The 16870-nt window shown below is 72.3% G+C and carries 12 protein-coding genes; 6 read left to right on the top strand and 6 right to left on the bottom strand.

The annotated features are described in order from the left end of the window. Window positions 1–4: 4 nt before the first annotated feature. From CFK41_RS08050 to CFK41_RS08035, 4 genes are all read right to left on the bottom strand, one after another. The gene (locus CFK41_RS08050; protein WP_096799187.1) at window positions 5–997 is read right to left on the bottom strand and encodes an NAD-dependent epimerase/dehydratase family protein; all 993 of its coding nucleotides are present in this window, start codon (window positions 995–997) and stop codon (window positions 5–7) included. Beyond that, window positions 994–3696, bottom strand: a complete 2703-nt coding sequence (locus CFK41_RS08045; RefSeq protein WP_407641143.1) for an alpha/beta fold hydrolase — start codon at window positions 3694–3696, stop codon at window positions 994–996. Before CFK41_RS08045 ends, CFK41_RS08050 begins: the two co-directional genes overlap by 4 nt. After that, the gene (locus CFK41_RS08040) at window positions 3690–4721 is read right to left on the bottom strand and encodes a 3-oxoacyl-ACP synthase III (RefSeq protein ID WP_096799186.1); all 1032 of its coding nucleotides are present in this window, start codon (window positions 4719–4721) and stop codon (window positions 3690–3692) included. Before CFK41_RS08040 ends, CFK41_RS08045 begins: the two co-directional genes overlap by 7 nt. Window positions 4722–4827: 106 nt before the next feature. Further along, on the bottom strand, window positions 4828–5826 hold the full coding sequence (locus CFK41_RS08035) for a sugar phosphate isomerase/epimerase family protein (RefSeq protein WP_096799185.1): 999 nt from the start codon (window positions 5824–5826) through the stop codon (window positions 4828–4830). A gap of 65 nt (window positions 5827–5891) precedes the next feature. Between CFK41_RS08035 and CFK41_RS08030 the strand changes: the two genes are divergently transcribed. Continuing rightward, window positions 5892–7133 (top strand): GNAT family N-acetyltransferase, encoded by a 1242-nt coding sequence (locus tag CFK41_RS08030; RefSeq protein WP_096799184.1) that lies wholly within the window; start codon window positions 5892–5894, stop codon window positions 7131–7133. Window positions 7134–7195: 62 nt separating this feature from the next. Beyond that, on the top strand, window positions 7196–7804 hold the full coding sequence (locus CFK41_RS08025; protein WP_096799183.1) for a thymidine kinase: 609 nt from the start codon (window positions 7196–7198) through the stop codon (window positions 7802–7804). A 31-nt stretch (window positions 7805–7835) separates the two neighbouring features. On the opposite strand, the gene CFK41_RS08020 is transcribed toward CFK41_RS08025, so the two are convergent. Further along, the gene (locus tag CFK41_RS08020; protein WP_096799182.1) at window positions 7836–8252 is read right to left on the bottom strand and encodes a hypothetical protein; all 417 of its coding nucleotides are present in this window, start codon (window positions 8250–8252) and stop codon (window positions 7836–7838) included. A gap of 306 nt (window positions 8253–8558) precedes the next feature. Here CFK41_RS08020 and CFK41_RS08015 point away from each other — a divergent pair, with 306 nt between their 5' ends. The 3 genes from CFK41_RS08015 to CFK41_RS08005 all read left to right on the top strand — a co-directional run bounded on the left by CFK41_RS08015 (window position 8559) and on the right by CFK41_RS08005 (window position 14602). Then, window positions 8559–12005 carry a bifunctional proline dehydrogenase/L-glutamate gamma-semialdehyde dehydrogenase gene (locus CFK41_RS08015; protein ID WP_227873289.1) on the top strand — a complete coding sequence of 1149 codons (3447 nt, stop codon included), beginning with the start codon at window positions 8559–8561 and terminating at the stop codon, window positions 12003–12005. A gap of 142 nt (window positions 12006–12147) precedes the next feature. Further along, on the top strand, window positions 12148–13254 hold the full coding sequence (locus CFK41_RS08010) for an acyltransferase family protein (RefSeq protein ID WP_096799181.1): 1107 nt from the start codon (window positions 12148–12150) through the stop codon (window positions 13252–13254). Window positions 13255–13336: 82 nt separating this feature from the next. Next, window positions 13337–14602: a glycoside hydrolase family 76 protein gene (locus tag CFK41_RS08005; protein ID WP_096799180.1), complete on the top strand. Its 1266-nt coding sequence runs from the start codon at window positions 13337–13339 to the stop codon at window positions 14600–14602. 101 nt (window positions 14603–14703) lie between these two features. Here the strand turns inward: CFK41_RS08005 and CFK41_RS08000 are convergent, their stop codons facing one another. Beyond that, window positions 14704–16092, bottom strand: a complete 1389-nt coding sequence (locus CFK41_RS08000; protein ID WP_096799179.1) for a UTP--glucose-1-phosphate uridylyltransferase — start codon at window positions 16090–16092, stop codon at window positions 14704–14706. A 118-nt stretch (window positions 16093–16210) separates the two neighbouring features. Here CFK41_RS08000 and CFK41_RS07995 point away from each other — a divergent pair, with 118 nt between their 5' ends. After that, complete coding sequence (locus tag CFK41_RS07995) at window positions 16211–16861, top strand: HAD-IA family hydrolase (protein ID WP_096799178.1); 651 nt, start codon at window positions 16211–16213, stop codon at window positions 16859–16861. The last annotated feature ends 9 nt before the right edge of the window (window positions 16862–16870 follow it).

Here is a 16870-nt window from a genome sequence, read left to right as displayed (position 1 = left end):
GGACTCAGAGGACAGGATGCTCTCGGAACCACTCGGCGAGGCGCTCGTTGCCCTCGTCGAGGCTGACCTGGGGCGTCCACTGCAGGCGCTCCCGGGTGCGTCGCTGGTCGAACCAGTGCGCGGTGGACATCTGCTCGGCGAGGAACTCGGTCATCGGCGGCTCGTCGTGCCCGGGGCGCTTCTCCCAGACACGCTCGATCAGCCGGCCGGCGAAGCGGGCCGCCGCGCCCGGGACCCGCAGGGTCGGTGCCGGGACGCCGGCCGCCGCGCACCAGCCGGCGAAGACGTCGCGCACCGTGCGGGGCTCACCGTTGGAGACCACGAAGCTCTCGCCGTGGACCTCATGGATCCGATCGGCTGCGGCGACGATCGCCTCCGCGGCGTTGTCCACGTAGGTGGTGTCGATCAGCGCCATGCCGTCGTCCAGCAGCGGGAGCCGTCCGCGGCTCGCACGATCCACGATCCGGCCCACCAGCTGGGTGTCCCCCGGGCCCCACACCACATGCGGTCGCACGGACGTGACCTGCAGCCCGTCCGTGCCGTCGGCCTCCATGGCCAGCAGCTCGGCCGCGGCCTTGGTGCGCGCGTACGGACCGCGGGCCATCGAGGGATCCGCGGGGGTCGCATCGGCCCCGACGATCGCCCGACCGAGGTGGGCGACCGACGGCGAGGAGACGTTCACGAGCGCTCCCCCGCCCTGGGCGCGCAGGGCGTCGACCACGTGGCGGGTGCCCTCGATGTTGATCGCCCGGTACTCGTGCTCCGGTCCGGAGATCGAGACCTTGGCCGCGAGATGGATGACGGCGTCGGCTCCGGTCACCGCACGCCGCACGTCGGCGGCGTCCGTCAGCGAACCGGTGATGTCCTCGACCCCGTCGATCCCGGCCGGTCGGCGCTGGAAGGCGCGGACCGTGGCGCCGCGGTCCCGGAGCACGGTCGCGACCGCGCCGCCGAGCATGCCGGAGGCGCCGGTGACCAGGATCGTCGGGGCGCTCACAGGGAGTCCGCCCGTTCGCCCGCGAGGGTCTGCGCGGACCAGCGGGACAGGGCCGCGCGATCGATCTTCGAGTTGTGGCGGATGTCGGTGGGCAGGGCACGGGTGGTGAACACCGCGACCACCTCCGCGCCGGAGCTGTCCCGGACCGCGCGGCGCACGGCCTCCTGCAGGGAGGGCTCGGTGGGGCGGGGGCGACCGGCGGCGCCGGGGCGGTAGCCGTCCTCGGTCTCGAGGATCACCACCACCTGCTGGGTGCCGCGAGGGCCGACGGCCGCGGCACCGGCACGGCGCACGGTGGGCACGGACTCCGCGGCCTCCTCGATCCGGACCGGAGTGAACAGGCCGTCGGCCGTGGACAGGACGTGCTCCGCCCGGCCCTCGACCCACAGCCGACCCTCGGCATCGAGATGGCCCACATCGCCCGTGGCGTGCCAGCCCTCGAAGCGCATGGACGTGCGGGTGGTGCGCCACAGCATCAGGTAGCGGTCGCGGACGTGGGGTGCGCGCACGAGGATCTCGCCGGTCGCGCCGGGCTCCTCGGTGATCTCCCCCGTAGTGATGCCGTGCTCGTCCATGATCGCGATCGCGATCTCGACCCGCGGCACCGGGCGGCCGACGCAGACGCCGGAGCCCTCGCCGGCGGCGTCGATGCCGTCGAGGTCGATCGCGGCCACGGCCAGGCACTCGGTCATGCCGTACGGGGTCAGCGCCCGGGCGTCGGGCATGAGGTCGCGCAGCTCGCGCAGCAGGTGCGCGGGGATCGGGGCCCCGGCGGAGAAGAAGCTCTCCGCGCCGGCCATCGCGGCGCGTCCGGCGTCGTCGAGCTGATCGGCGGTGTCGATGATGTTCCGCAGCGCGGCCGGAGCGGTGAACACGGCCGGTCGGCCGAGGGCCGCGATCGCCGCGGCCAGCGCCGGAGCGGTCAGCTCGCCGGGTCGCATGATGTCCATGTCGGGCACCACGGTCGGCGCACCGAGCGCCGGGCCCAGCAGGGCGAAGGTGGCGAAGCCGGCGACCAGCCCGCGCTCGGGCGCCAGGTCGAGGGTGTCCCCCACCGCGGCGAACATCGCGCCCAGCTGGCGGTGGGTGAGCACCGCGCCCTTGGCGGGGCCGGTCGATCCGGAGGTGAACAGGATCGCGGCATCCGCATCGGGATCGGGCCAGGCGGCGTTCAGCGGCGCCCCCAGCTCGCGCATCATCCCGCCGGAGCGGGCGAGCTCGGCGATGGAGGTCTCCACGCCCAGGGCCGCGCGGTCCACGGTGGGCAGCTGCTCGACGGAGATCCGTCGACCCGGCCAGCCCAGGGCCCGCGCGCCGACGAGCGCGCGCTTGATGCCGATGAACCAGTCCGGATGGGAGCCGATGACCGCGCGGGTCAGCCCGGCGGTGCCGAGGCCCGCGTCGGCGACCACGGCGACCGCGCCGATCCGGAAGCAGGCGTAGAGGACGCCGGTCAGGTCGGCGCCCGGGGTGATCAGCAGGCTGACCCGGTCACCGGGATGGACGCCGTGGGCGAGGAGCCCGGCGGCGATGTCGTCGACACGGCGGTCGAGCAGGGACCAGGAGATCTCCCGCGGCTCGCCGTCCGGGCCGGCGAGCTCGACGACCGCCGGTCGGTGGGCGTGACGGGGGTCGGCGGCGAGCTCCGCGATGCGCGCCCCGATCGGCCGCTCCGGCGCGGGCTCGGCGAAGGAGGAGACCGGCGCCCAGGCCGGTGCCGCGCTGCGGGGCTCCTCGGCGGTGCCGAAGGTGGTCTCGAGCCACTCGGCGACCAGCCCGGCCACGTCGGCGTCCTCCCACACCAGGTGGGAGGCTCCTTCGAAGCGGTGGACGTCCGCGTGCGGGACGCGCTGGATGAGATCGCGCAGGAAGCGGTCCGAGAAGGTGATGTCCCGCGGGCCCCAGGCGAACAGCGTGGGGACCTCGAGCTCCGTGATGCCCTGGGCCACCCGCTCCAGCGTGGTGCGCGAGGGGTGGTCCGCGGCGGCGGGGATGTCGGCGACGAACTGATCGATGCCCAGGCGGCGGGAGCGGCCGCGGTACGGCGCGAGGTAGGCGTCCTGGACCTCGCGCGGCAGCGCCGGCTTCGACAGAGCGATCGTGGTGCGCAGGAAGGTGTCGGTCACCGAGGTCGAGGGGGTGCGGAACCAGGGGGCGGTCGCGAGCTGGAGGGCCTTCGGCAGGGCCTCCTCGAGCTTCTGGTGCACGCCGGTGTTGGTCAGGATCATCCCGGCCAGGTCGTGGCGGTTGTCCAGCGCCCAGCCGGCGGAGATCAGGCCGCCCCAGTCGTGGCCGACGGTGACCACCGGGCCGCGCAGGGACAGCGCGTCCGTGAGCAGCGAGAGGTCGGTGATGCGGTCCTGGTAGCGGCGCTTGAGCCCGGTGCGCTCGGAGTAGCCCATCTCGAGCTGGTCGACCGCGATCAGCCGCCAGGGGATGTCCTCGCGCACCAGGGAGCGGAACAGGAAGGAGTAGGTCGGGTTGCCGTGCACGGCCAGCAGGGTGCCGCGCGGCGTGATGCCGCGCTCGGCCAGCAGCGGACCGGAGTCCAGCAGGTGCCAGCGGCGGGGCTCGCCCGTGTGGTCGCGCACCTCGAGGCTGCGGTGCAGCCGCGGGTCCACGCCGGGCTGCTCCGGGATCTCGATCGCGTCGGGGGTGGACGCCCGACGGCGCCCGGTGCTGCGGGTGGTGCTCACCACTCGACCTCCATCATCGCCGTGTTCAGTCCGGAGCCGACTCCCATGAGCAGCACGCGCTGCCCGCGGGAGATGTCGTTCTGGGCGTGCGCGAGGGTCATCGGCACCGCCTCCGCGGCGACGTTGCCCCAGTCCGCGAGGGTGACCGGGATACGGTCCATCCCCACGCCGGTGATCTTCGAGAAGTTGCGGATGTACACCGAGGAGACCTGGTGCGGGATGACCACGTCGAGGTTCTTGAAGTCGAATCCGGCCTCGTTGGCCCCCTTCCAGGTGTCGAGGATGAGCTGGATGCCGTTCTCGAGCAGCCCCGCGGAGTCGGTGCGCATGTCCTGCATGTCCGCGACGCACAGCTCGTGATGCTCCGTGCCCGCACGGGCCTGGGTGTGCTTCAGGCGGTGGCCCTCGGGGTGCACGTCGGCCGGGCCGAGCACGGCGGCCGCGGCGCCGGAGCCGAGGGTCAGGGAGGCGAACTGGTTGTTGAAGTCCGCGCGGGTCGAGGTCTTGGAGTTCAGGCGGTCGATGGTGCCGCGCTGGACCTCCTCGACGTCCTCCGCGCCGACGACCAGGGCGTACTTGATCTGCCCGGAGTCGATCATGCTCGCCGCCATCGTCATCGCGTTGACGAAGCCGAGGCAGGCGTTGGTGATGTCGAAGTTCATGCAGCTGGGCGGCATGCCCAGGGAGTGGTGGATGCCCGTGGACACCGCCGGCTCGAGGTGCTGGCGGGACACCGAGGCGTTGATCAGCAGGCCCACCTGGTCGCGCATGATGCCGGCCTTGGCCATGGCGCGCTCGGCGGCGAGCACCACGCCCTGCTTCCAGCCGTTGTCGCGGTCGCGCCACCAGCGGCGCTCGTAGACCCCGGCGACGCGCTGGAGCACGCCCTTGGGCAGCCGCAGGCGCTTGCGCGCCGGGGAGAGCATCTCGTCGATCTCATCGGAGGTCACCGTGACCTGCGGGAGGCTCATCTCGACCGCGAGCAGGCTGGTGTTCCTGTGGACGATCCCTGTGTTCCCGTTCCCCATCAGCGTGCGCTACCTCGTCGTTCCGTGTGGATGTCGTCGTCGCATGAGGGCCGCGGGGACCCTGCGCATGCGGTCGTCATTGTCCCACCCGCGCCTGGGGAGTCCCTCACGGGGTGGTGGATCCCACGTCTCCCCCGTCTCCCCCGTCTGCTCCCCCGTCTGCGTCGTTCTCGAGATGGTGGCCCAGGTGGTGGCGGGCGAAGTCGAGGCTCTGGCGGAGGGTACGCTCCCGGATCTCGGCGTTGCCGCTGGTGGTGACCTCGAGCAGGACCGAGCCCTCCCAGCCGCGGTTGGCGAGCCGCCGCAGCACCTCGGCGCAGGGCTGGTTCCCCTCGCCGGGCGGCAGGTGCTCGTCCTTGGTGGTCCTCCCGGAGCCGTCGGCCAGATGCAGGTGGGTCAGCCGGTCGCCGAGCCGTTCGATCATCTCCAGCGCGTCGTCGCCCGCGGTCGCGGCATGGGAGAGGTCGACGGTGACGTGGGCGTAGTCCTCGTCGGTCGGATCGTGGTCGGGCAGGTAGTTCAGCAGCTCCCGCACGCCCAGCCGCCACGGGTACATGTTCTCCACGGCGATCGCGATGCCGTGCTCCTCCTCGAGCGCCGCCACGCCCTCGACGAAGCCGGTCGCGTACCTCCCCTGCCAGCGGAACGGCGGATGGGCCACGATCGTGGGGACCTCGAGCTCCTTGGCGATCTCGATGGTCCGCTCGATCTTCACCCAGGCGTCCCGACCCCACAGCCCCTGCAGGAAGAACAGCGTGGGCGCGTGGAGCGAGAGGATCGGCAGCTCGTAGCGCTCGGAGTACTCGCGCAGGATCGCGGGGTCCCGGCTGTCCTGGGGATAGGAGACCATCACCTCCATCCCGTCGAACCCGATCTCGCTCGCGAGGCGGAAGCCCTCCTCGACCCCCGCCGGGAAGACCGAGGAGGTGGACAGCCCCACCGGGATCCGGCGCTGCGGATCCTGCTCGCTGCGCGGATCCCCCGCGGAGAGCCGCTTCGAGAGCTTCTCCCGCGCGCTGCGGTGCGCGCTGCTGGGACGCGTGTAGGGCTTGCGGGCACCGTCGCGCGGGGCATCCGTCGACGGACGGTCACGGCGTGGGCTCACGACAACTCCTCGGGGCTGGACGGGCGTGGTCAGTATGCAACAGCCCGCGCCCTAGACTCTCGGGCATGCCTGTTCGCGAGCTCACCGCCGAGGACCTCATCGCCTATCGGATGCTGTCCGCCGGCGCCTTCGGCGGGTCCGTCGACCCCTCCGCCGCCGACGCACCGCAGAGCATCTCCCCCGGTCGCACCCTGGTGGGCATCGACTCCTCCTCGATCCCGGGCGGTCAGGCCGGCGTGATCGCGGCCGGGGCCGAGATCCGGTATGACCGGATCGCCCTCGGCGGCGGCGTGGCCGGGTGCGGCGGCATCGGCGGCCTCTCCGTGCACCCGGCGCATCGCGGCGACGGGCTGTTCGGGGCGCTGGTCACCGGCGTGCTCGCCCGCTGCCTCGCCGAGTCGCTGCCGCTGTCGATGCTCTACGCCTCGAATCCCTCGATCTACCGCCGCTACGGCTACCAGGTGGTCGCCCGGCCGCAGTCCCTGATCGTGCCGCTGGTGGACCTCCAGCGGATCGCCGCGGTGCCGGACCGTCGCCTCGTTCCCGTCACCGAGGCGACGATGCCGCGGCTGCGCGAGCTCCACCACGAGCTGATCGCCGGGGACAACGCGATGCTGCGCCGGGAGCCGCCGCTGTTCCCGGAGGGCCTGCCCGCCCTCCCCTGGGCCGCCGTGCTGCTCGAGGACGCCTCCGGGACGGCGCACGGCTACGTCTCCTGGACCCGTCGCGGCGATGCGACCGACGGCATCGGTCTGGACGTGCACGAGCTCTTCGGCCGTACCCGCTCCGACCGGGTGGCGCTGCTGCGCTCCCTCGGCTCCTGGTCCACGGTGACCGAGCTGCTTCGGCTGCGCCTGCGGACCGACGATCCCGTGCTGGATGTTCTGCCCAGCGGGCGTGCACGCCCCGACTCCTCGCCCGTGCCGCTGGTGATGATGCGCGTGGTCGACACCGCCGCGACCCTGCGCGCCCGCCGTGCCCCGGCCGTGCTGGGCGGCACGATCCGACTCGACATCGAGGACGGCACGGTCCCCGAGGGCACCTGCCGCGCCGCGGGCTCGTACCTCGTCACCGCACGTGACGGCGCCATCACCGTCCTCGAGCAGGAGCCGTCCTCGGCCGGAGACTGCGATGCCCTGGGCACCTGCCGACTCGACGTCCACGCCGCCGCGCTCCTGCTCGTCGGCGGTCGCACGCTGGCCGATGCCCGTCGGCTGGGCCTCGGTGCGGAGGCCGATCCCGCGGCGGAGGCGTTCCTGGATGCGCTGCTGGCCGGACCTCGGCCCAGCGTCCTGGATGCCTTCTGACCTCCCCCTCGTCCTCCTCAACCCCGCACCGCATCTCCTCCCCCGACCACCGGAGCACCCGCATGGCCAAGCTGCACTTCAAGTACGGAGCGATGAACTCCGGAAAGTCCGACACCCTGATCAAGACCGCGTACAACTACGACGAGCGGGGTCTGGCGACCCTCACCGTGAAGCCGGCGCTGGACACCAAGGGCGAGGACTGGGTGGTCGCGCGCGGCGGTGCGAAGCGGAGGGTCGACGTGCTCGCCGGGACAGGCGAGGATCTGCGGGCTCGTGTGGGCGCCGCGGCCGACGAGCGCGGGCTGCGCCCGCTGCACTGCGTGCTGGTCGACGAGGCGCAGTTCCTCCAGCCCCATCAGATCGACGATCTGTTCCGGATCGCGAAGCTCGACGGCGTCTCGGTGATCTGCTACGGCCTGCGCGCGGACTTCCGCACCGCCATGTTCCCCGGGGCGGCACGGCTGTTCGAGCTCGCGGACAACATCGAGAAGCTCCCCACCATGTGCCGCTGCGGCTCCCAGGCGGAGTTCAACTGCCGGGTGGTGGACGGCCGCTTCGTCTTCGAGGGCGACCAGGTCGCGATCGACGGCGAGACCGTGACCTACATGTCGCTGTGCGGCGCGTGCTTCATGGAGGAGCAGGAACGCGCCGGCATCACCGTCCTGGGGTGATGCCGGCGCGTTCCGGGCAGCTGCACCGAGCTCAGCTGCTCAGGGGGTGGTCCTCGCCGATCTCGGCGTCGCCGCCGGAGCTCGCGCTGTCGGAGGACTTCTCGGCCACGGCGGCGGCGTCCTGATCCAGGTCCGAGGTGTCGAGGTCCGAGGACTCCGCGCCGTCATCGGAGCCGCCGCGCAGGCGCTCCTTCGCGGAGCCCGCGGCGCCGGCCACGGCGCCCTGCACCGACGAGGCGACGCCGGGGCCCTTCTCCTTGACGGTCGACGCGGTGTCGTGCGCGACCTTCGTCGCGGTCTCCCTCGCCTGGGTCGCACGCCGCTGGACCTCGGGGTCCTCGGCGACGCGATGCGCCGTGCGCTCGAGGGACTCGTAGGGCCCGCGGCCCATGCGGGAGCCGACCACGAACCCGATCGCCAGTCCGGCCACGAAAATGAACTTCTTCATCTTTGCCTCCTGCATCGTCCGGTGTGTGCCCTGCATCGTGCCACAGCCCCGCGCCGCGATGCCCTCCGGCCGACCGAGCGTTCCGTCGCCGCCCCGCCGACGGGCCCGATGGGCGCCGCGCGAGCTCTCGTCCCATTCCGGTCCCCTTTCGGTCACACAACCTCCACGAGCAGGGCCCGCCGACGGTGCCGGACGGGCCCTGGGAGGTCTTACGATCTAGGGGCGGGGACATCGGTCGCGCAGGCCCCTGCCGCCACTGCACCGTCGCCGTGATCCGTGAATGAGGAGAAGACTCCGTTGTCCCCTGTGAACCCCTCGCAGTCCCCGCTCGATGCCGCTCCGTCCGCGCCGACCCTCGAGGAGGTCTCGACGCAGGTCCGCACCTGGGTGCGCGCCGCCGCCGACCGCCCCGTCCCGGGTCCGGCGAAGATGCTCTCGGATCTGCTGCAGGATCCGAGGGGCCTGGACTTCACCCTCGCGTTCGTGGACCGTGTGATCCGCCCCGAGGACCCGCGCGCCGCCGCCGTCGAGCTGCGCCGCCTCGCGCAGGACCCTCCTGCCTTCCTCCCCGCTCCGCTGCGACGGGTGATCGGGATGGGCGGAGCAGCCTCCGCCCTCGCGCCGTCCCTCGTGGTCCCCACCGCGCAGGCGACCATGCGCCGCATGGTCTCCCACCTGATCCTCGACGCCCGGCCGCGTCCGCTGGGAGGTGCGATCCGACGCCTCACGGCGGACGGCACGAAGCTGAACATCAACCTCCTCGGCGAGGCCGTCCTCGGGGCGCAGGAGGCCGCGCGCCGGCTCCAGGGCGTGCGCGAGCTGATCTCCCGCGAGGACGTCGACTACGTCTCGATCAAGGTCTCCTCGATCGTGGACCATCTGCCGCTGTGGGCGGCCGAGGAGACCATCGACCACATCGTCGAGACGCTGCTGCCGCTGTACCTCGAGGCCTCCCGCGGCGAGCACCCCACCTTCGTGAACATGGACATGGAGGAGTACCGCGACCTCGAGCTCACGCTCCGGGTCTTCGAGAAGCTGCTGGACCGCCCCGAGCTCGCCTCCCTGCGCGCCGGGATCGTGCTCCAGGCCTACCTGCCGGACGCGCCCTCGGCCATGGCCCGGCTGCGGAGCTTCGCCGAGCGCCGGGTCGCCGCAGGCGGTGCACCGATCAAGGTGCGCCTGGTCAAGGGGGCGAACCTCGCCATGGAGCAGGTCGATGCCTCCGTCCACGGCTGGGCCCAGGCCCCGTTGCTGTCGAAGGAGGAGACCGACGCGCAGTACAAGCGGATGCTCCTCGAGGCGCTCCACCCCGAGCGGCTCGAGGCCGTCAACCTCGGCGTGGCCGGCCACAACCTCTTCGACGTCGCCTTCGCCCACCTCCTGATGCAGCGTCGCGAGATCCCCGCCGGCCCCGGCCACGGCGTCGAGTTCGAGATGCTCGCCGGCATGGCTCCGGGCCAGCAGGCGGTGGTGCGCGAGGCCACCGGCACCATGCGCCTGTACGTGCCGATCGTCCATCCGAGCCACTTCGACGTGGCCGTCTCCTACCTGGTGCGCCGGCTCGAGGAGAACGCCTCCTCCCAGAACTTCCTCTCGGCGGCGTTCGAGCTCGAGAGCTCCGAGGAGCTCTTCGCCCGCGAGCAGGAGCGCTTCTCCCGCGCGCTGGCGCGCGCTCTGCAGGAGTCCTCGCTGCCCACCCACCGCGACCAGGACCGCGGCGCGGAGACCGGCGGACAGCTGGGATCGTTCCCGCTCGGGACCCCAGCCCTGCCGGCCGTCCCCGGCGCCTTCCGCAACACCCCCGACACCGACATGTCCACGCCTGCCAACCAGGAGTGGGCCGCGCGCATCACCCATCGCATCCGCGGCTCGCAGCTCGGCGTCCAGGAGATCGCGGATGCCCGCCTCGAGGAGAAGGAGGCGGTCGACGCGACCATCTCCCGCGCGCTCGCGGCGCAGCCCGCCTGGGCGTCGCTCGCCGTCGAGAGGCGCGCACTGGTGCTGCGCAGGGTCGCCGTGACCCTCGCCGCGCATCGCGCCGAGCTGCTCGAGGTGATGGCCTCGGAGACCGGCAAGACGCTCGAGCAGGGCGATCCCGAGGTGAGCGAGGCGATCGACTTCGCCCTCTACTACGCGGAGCAGGCCGAGCAGCTCGCCCGCCTCGACGACGTGACCGCCGCCCCCCGCGCCCTGACGCTGGTCACCCCGCCCTGGAACTTCCCGGTCGCGATCCCCACCGGCGGCGTACTGGCGGCCCTGGTCACCGGCAGCGCCGTGATCATGAAGCCCGCCCCGCAGGCCCGCCGCTGCGGCGCTCTGGTGGGCCGCCTCCTCCACGAGGCCGGCGTCCCCGAGGGCGTGTTCACCCTCGTGGACGTCCCCGAGGACGAGGTGGGCCGGGCCCTGATCGCCGACCCGCGGATCTCCCAGCTCATCCTCACCGGCGCCTCCGACACGGCCGCCCTGTTCGCCTCGTGGCGACCGGAGCTGCGGATCCTCGCCGAGACCAGCGGCAAGAACTCGATCATCGTCACCCCGCAGGCGGATCTCGACCTCGCCGCCCACGACATCGCCGCGAGCGCCTTCGGCCATGCCGGGCAGAAGTGTTCGGCCGCCTCGCTCGTCATTACCGTCGGGTCGGTGACCACCTCGCGCCGCTTCTCCGCGCAGCTGGCGGATGCGGTGCTGAGCCTGCACGTGGGTCGGCCGACGGACCCCACGGTCCAGATGGGACCGGTCATCGAGCCGCCCGGCGAGAAGCTCCGCTCCGGGCTCACCGAGCTCGCCGAGGGCGAGGAGTGGCTCTCCCGGCCCCGTCAGCTCGACGACGAGGGCACGCTCTTCTCCCCCGGCGTCCGCACCGGGGTCGTGGAGGGCTCGACCTTCCACCTCACCGAGTACTTCGGGCCGGTCCTGGGCGTCATCCACGCCGAGTCCCTCGAGGAGGCGGTGCGGATCCAGAACGGCACCGCCTTCGGGCTCACCGCCGGCATCCACTCGCTCGAGCCCGCCGAGGTGGCCTGGTGGACCGAGCACGTCGAGGCCGGGAACCTCTACGTCAACCGCGGGATCACCGGCGCGATCGTGGAGCGTCAGCCCTTCGGCGGCTGGAAGCGCTCGGCGATCGGCCAGACCGCCAAGGCCGGCGGCCCGAACTACCTGATCCACCTCATGGACTGGACCGACGCCGAGGGCACCTTCGACCGGGCGGAGGACCAGGAGGCCTGGCTCGCCGCGGCGCGACACAGCGATCGCGAGCACTGGGCGAGCACCTTCACCCCGCGGGACGTGCAGCAGCTCCATGGCGAGGTCAACGTGCTGCGGTACCTCCCGCTGCCGGTCATGATCCGCGCGGCCGCCGGCACCAGCCCCGTCGAGCTGCAGCGGGTGCTGGACGCGGCGGCGACCGCCGGGGCCGAGATCGAGGTCTCGGTCGCGGAGGCGGAGCTCGCCGGCGCCGCCGGCCCGTCAGCCGTCGTCGAGGACGCCGCGGCCTTCGCCCGACGCATCGCCGATCTCGAGCAGTCCCGGGTCCGGCTGCTCGGCGAGGCCGACGACGCTCTGCGCGCGGCGATCGCGGAGCGCATCGAGGTGGCTCTGTTCACCGGAGAGGTGGTCGTGGACGGCCGCGTCGAGCTGCTGCCCTTCCTGCACGAGCAGGCGATCAGCGCCACGGACCACCGCTACGGGAACCCGCTGCCGCATCGGCTGGACCTCACCGGCGGCCGCGGCTGGGCCCGCGGCCGCGCCTGAGGCGAGCCCGCCGGTGGCCGAGCGGCCACCGGCGGGCGGCTGAGGGCCACCTCGCATCGGCGCCGGTCACGGGCGCGCCTCGGATCCCGCCCCGGTGCCGCGACATAGCCTGGCGGGTGTGTTCCCAGCTCGGAGGAGATCCATGACCGACGCCGACTCGAGCCGACGGCGCCCGCCGGCGCCCGTCCACAGCGCTCCGCCGCCGTCGGCCCCTTCGACGAAGGCCCGCGACCCCTTCCTGGACAACGCCCGCGGCATCCTCATCGCCCTCGTCGTGGTCGGGCACACCCTGGAGTGCTTCGAGGCGATCTCGGAGCCGTTCGGCGAGACCCTCCGGATCTGGATCTACTCCTTCCACATGCCGGCCTTCGTGGCGATCTCCGGCTACCTCTCCCGCTCCTACCGCAACGAGCCGCGCCAGGTGCGCCGGCTGCTGACGGCGATGCTCGTGCCGTACGTGATCTTCCAGCTCCTCCATGAGCTCGTGAAGATGCTGCTGCTGGGCCATGAGTACCAGCTCGACCTGGTCACCCCGGCGTGGACGCTGTGGTTCCTGCTGGCACTGCTGATGTGGCGGCTGCTCACCCCGGTGCTGCGGTCGCTGCGCCATCCGCTGGTGTTCGCCGTCGCGCTGGCCGTGCTGATGCCCCTGGATCCGCAGCTCGGCGAGACCTTCTCGCTGGGCCGCGTCTTCCAGATGCTGCCCTTCTTCGTGCTGGGTCTGGTCACCACCCCGGCCCTGCTGACGCGGATCACGTCGCTCCCCCGCCGCGGCCTGTTCGGGGCGGTGATCCTGGTGGGCGCGATGGCGGTCTCCTTCGCCACGCACCAGCACCTCTCCGTGACCCGGTTCTTCCTGCGCGAGAGCTACGCCGACGGTCCGTACGAGACCTGGCTCGCGATCATCGTGCAGCTCCTCGTGCTCGCCTCCGGGGTGATCGGGACGATCGCGCTGCTGATGATCACCCCGGCCGGGAGGACGATCTGGACCGCGCTGGGCGTCCGGTCCCTGACCATCTACCTCCTGCACCCGATGATCCTGCTGCCGATCCGGTACCTGGAGGAGCCGTTCGGCTGGGTCGACGCCTGGTGGGCGCCCTTCCCGCTGATCGTCGTGGGCCTCGCGCTCACCGCGCTGCTGTCGCGGAAGGTCGTGAGCACCGCGACCAGCTGGCTCACCGATCCCCCCGTCGGCGACCTCCTGGTGCGGCCGGAGGAGCCGGCGCCCGGGCGCACCGGCCGGAGCTGATCCTCGAACGGCAGTGCGCCAGCTCACATCTGCCGGTAGCGTGTGCGGTCGACCATCCCCGCTCTCCTCGAGGTGAGACCGAATGACCCAGCACGAGTCCCCGTCCCCGTCACGTCGGCATCTGTTGGCCGGAGGTGCCGGGGCCGCCGCCCTGGCCGCAGCCCCCGTGCTCTCCGCGGCCCCGGCCCTCGCCGCACCCTCCGAGGCCCCGGCGGCGGTGACGCCGCTGGACCGGGAGCGGCGTGCGACCGCGGCCGCCGCGGCCCTGCTGGAGCACTTCCGCGCGGAGACCGATCCCGACATGCTCATCGAGCAGGTGCCCCGCCAGGAGGGGGATCCGGAGTTCACCTACGTGTGGCCGCTGTCCCAGGCCCGCGCAGCGGTGACCGAGCTGATCGCCGCGCTCGGCGGCACCGACTGTCCTCAGGAGCCGGGCGGTCCGGACCTCGGCGCGGCGGATGACGCCCTGGTCCGCGCTCAGGAGCACTACTGGTATCCGTCCGGCGGCACCACCGGGCTGCCGGGCTACACGGCCGCCACGGACTCCGCCCAGGGCGCCAACGGCGACTTCTTCTACGACGACAACGACTGGATCGCGCTGCTGGAGATCGAGCAGCATCTGCTCACCGGCGGAGCCCGGGGCGATCTGGACCGTGTCGGCGAGCTGCTGGATCTGTTCCGCTCGGGCGAGTCCACCGATCCGGAGCTCGCCTCCCCCGGCGGCATCGACTGGACCCAGGGCGACTGGAACCACGACCGCAACACCGTCTCGACCTTCCCCTCGGCGAAGGTGGCGCTGCGCTGGCACCAGCTCACCGGCGAGGAGAAGGCGCTCGAGGACGCCCTGCGCTGGATGGAGTGGGGACGGGACACGCTGCTCGCTCCCAACGGGCTGTTCTGGGACAACATCAAGCCCGACGGCGCGATCGACCGCACCCACTGGACCTACAACCAGGGCGTGCCGCTGGGCTGCGAGGTGCTCGCCCACGAGATCACCGGCGAGGACATCCACCGTCGGCGCGCCCTCGACCTCGTCGAGGCGGTCCACGAGCACTACTCGCCGCTGGAGGAGGGATCGGCCTTCGACGACCAGCCGATCCAGTTCAACGCGATCCTCATCTCGAACCTGCTGATGGCCGAGGCCTCCCTCGGCGCCCAGGTGCAGGGCAGAGCGGTCGCGAAGGCCTACGCGCAGCGGCTGTGGGAGAACCGTCGCGACCCCGACACCGATCTGGTGACCGGGTCACGCGAGTCCGGGACGGGCACGCACCTGCTGGACCAGGCCGGCTTCGCGCGCTCCCTCGCGCTGGCGAGCATGCCGCGCGGCAGCTGGCACCACCTCAGCTGAGCCGGGACGTACCGCGGCCCCGTCGCGGATCCTCGAAGGGATCCGTGACGGGGCCGCAGGCGGTTCCGGGGGCCAGGACCTCTCAGCCGGCGCTCGGCGTCTCAGACGGTCGAGGCGGTCCCGACGCGGGCGCCCTCGGGCACCTCGCCGCCCTCCTCGCCGAGCACCGCGTCGCCGTGCACGGCGACATCGGCGCCGAAGGTCCAGTCACCCTGGATGTCCAGGCTGCTGGCCTCCTTGAGCGAGGGCACGCCCTCGGGGAAGCGCGGCTCGAAGTCCTGGATCAGCTTGTACGAGTCCGCATGCAGGGACACCGCCGGGACCGTCTCGACCTGCTGCACGAGGGCGGAGCGCTCGTCGAGGTCGTAGGCGTCCGAGCGCACCAGGAGCAGGTCGCTGGTGGCCTTGACGGGCAGGAAGCGGTCACGGCCCACCACGATCGCGGTCGCGCCGTCGAACACCTCGATCGCCGCGCCCATCGCGGACTCGATCTGGTAGACGGGGGTGGAGGCCTTGTCCGCCGGGTCGACCGTCTTCTCGTTGCGGATGAGCGGCAGCCCCATGATCCCGTCGCGCTCGGCGAGCACCGCCGCCATCTGCTCGAGATCGAACCAGAGATTGTTGGTGTGGAAGAACGGGTGACGGTGCTCGTCGGTGAAGTAGTCCATCTCCTCGGCCGGGGTCTGCGCGGTGTCGCGCAGGATCAGGCGGCCGTCAGACTTCCGCACCGCGAGGTGTCCGCCCTTGCGGTCCGCCGGGGTGCGGCGGCACAGCTCGGCGGCGTAGGGCGCTCCGGTCGAGGCGAACCAGGAGGCGATGACGGGGCTCGGGACGGTGCCGAGGTTGTCCGAGTTGGAGACCGAGGCGTACTTGAACCCGGCGTCCAGCAGCTGCTGGAGCAGGCCGGAGGTCTGCAGGGCGGTGTAGATGTCGCCGTGGCCGGGCGGGCACCACTCCAGGGTCGGGTCCGCCTCCCAGTCGACCGGCGTGAGGTCGTCGGCGCGGAGCTTCGGCTCCTTGTTCTGCAGGAAGTCCAGCGGGAGGTCGCCGACGGGCAGGTCCTCGTACTTCGCGAGCACCTCGAGGGTGTCCTCGCGGGTGCGGAAGGAGTTCATGAAGATCAGGGGCAGGCGGGAGCCGGTGCCGCGACGGGCGGCGAGGACCTGCTCGACGATGAGGTCCAGGAAGCTCTTCCCGTCCCGCACCGGCAGCAGCGACTTGGCCTTGTCCAGGCCCATCGAGGTGCCCAGGCCGCCGTTGAGGTTGATGATCGCGAGCTGGTCGAAGACCTGCTTGGCGTGCGCCGGGTTAATCGAGACGTCCTCGAGCAGCGGCGGATCGAGGTAGGGGTCGATCGTGTCCTCGGGGATGGAGCCGGTGACCCCGTCCTCGAGCTGTGCGTAGTAATGGGAGAAGACGTCGATCGCGGTCTGTGCGACCCCGTCGTCGGCCATCTTCTGCTGCGCGGCGGCAAGTCCTTCGGTGCTCATGGGTCCAGGGTATCGGGGCGGAGGCGCCCGGGGTGCCGCGGCCTGGCGCGCGAGCCGCAGATGAACTGCAGGTGAACCGGTCTGGGGCGCTCCGCGGGACCCTCCGTAGGCTGGATCCATGAGCACCTCTCCGGCGACCCTGCGCGATCTCGCGACCGAGCACCGCCTCCGCGCGGTGGTCTCGGATCTCGACGGCGTGCTCCGGCACTTCGATCCATCGCTGTGGGCCGAGGTGGACCGGGTCGCCGGGACTCCGGAGGGCACCTCCTTCACCGCGATTCTCCACCACCCCTTCCTCGAGGAGGTGGTGCGGGGCCGCGGCACGCATCGCGAGTGGCGGGAGCTGTCCGCCGCTGCGCTGGTGGAGGCGGGGAGCACGTCGGAGGCCGCGGAGGCCGCGGTGCGCACCTGGCTGGCCTCGCCCGCCCGCGTCGACCAGGAGCTCCTCGCCGAGCTCGAGGCGCTGCGCCGGGACGGCCTGGGGGTCTTCGTGCTCACCAACGGCACCGATCGGGTCCCCGAGGAGCTCGAGGAGCTGGGCCTGACCGCCTTCCTGGGAGAGGGCCTCCGGTTCCTGCTCAACACCTCCGACCTGGGTGCCGCCAAGCCGGATCAGGAGGCCTTCGCTCGGGCCCATGCGCGCATCGAGCAGGAGCTCGGCACCGAGCTGCGCCCGGAGCAGATCGGCTTCCTCGACGACTCCGCCCGCCATGTCCGCGGCGCCTCCCGCTTCGGCTGGCACGCCGTGCTCCGCACCGACGAGGGCTGACGCGTCGGG

This window comes from Brachybacterium ginsengisoli (genome assembly GCF_002407065.1).
Lineage (GTDB): Bacteria > Actinomycetota > Actinomycetes > Actinomycetales > Dermabacteraceae > Brachybacterium > Brachybacterium ginsengisoli.
Note: the sequence above shows the minus strand (reverse complement) of the source record. Positions and strands in the feature narration are given on the sequence as shown.

Bases quoted from the DNA above. Each gene is read 5' to 3' on its own strand.
- CFK41_RS08005 (WP_096799180.1), top strand. From the start codon at position 13,337: ATGACCCAGCACGAGTCCCCGTCCCCGTCACGTCGGCATCTGTTGGCC.
- CFK41_RS08030 (WP_096799184.1), top strand. From the start codon at position 5,892: ATGCCTGTTCGCGAGCTCACCGCCGAGGACCTCATCGCCTATCGGATG.
- CFK41_RS08010 (WP_096799181.1), top strand. From the start codon at position 12,148: ATGACCGACGCCGACTCGAGCCGACGGCGCCCGCCGGCGCCCGTCCAC.
- CFK41_RS08025 (WP_096799183.1), top strand. From the start codon at position 7,196: ATGGCCAAGCTGCACTTCAAGTACGGAGCGATGAACTCCGGAAAGTCC.
- CFK41_RS07995 (WP_096799178.1), top strand. From the start codon at position 16,211: ATGAGCACCTCTCCGGCGACCCTGCGCGATCTCGCGACCGAGCACCGC.
- CFK41_RS08020 (WP_096799182.1), bottom strand. From the start codon at position 8,252: ATGAAGAAGTTCATTTTCGTGGCCGGACTGGCGATCGGGTTCGTGGTC.
- CFK41_RS08040 (WP_096799186.1), bottom strand. From the start codon at position 4,721: ATGGGGAACGGGAACACAGGGATCGTCCACAGGAACACCAGCCTGCTC.
- CFK41_RS08000 (WP_096799179.1), bottom strand. From the start codon at position 16,092: ATGAGCACCGAAGGACTTGCCGCCGCGCAGCAGAAGATGGCCGACGAC.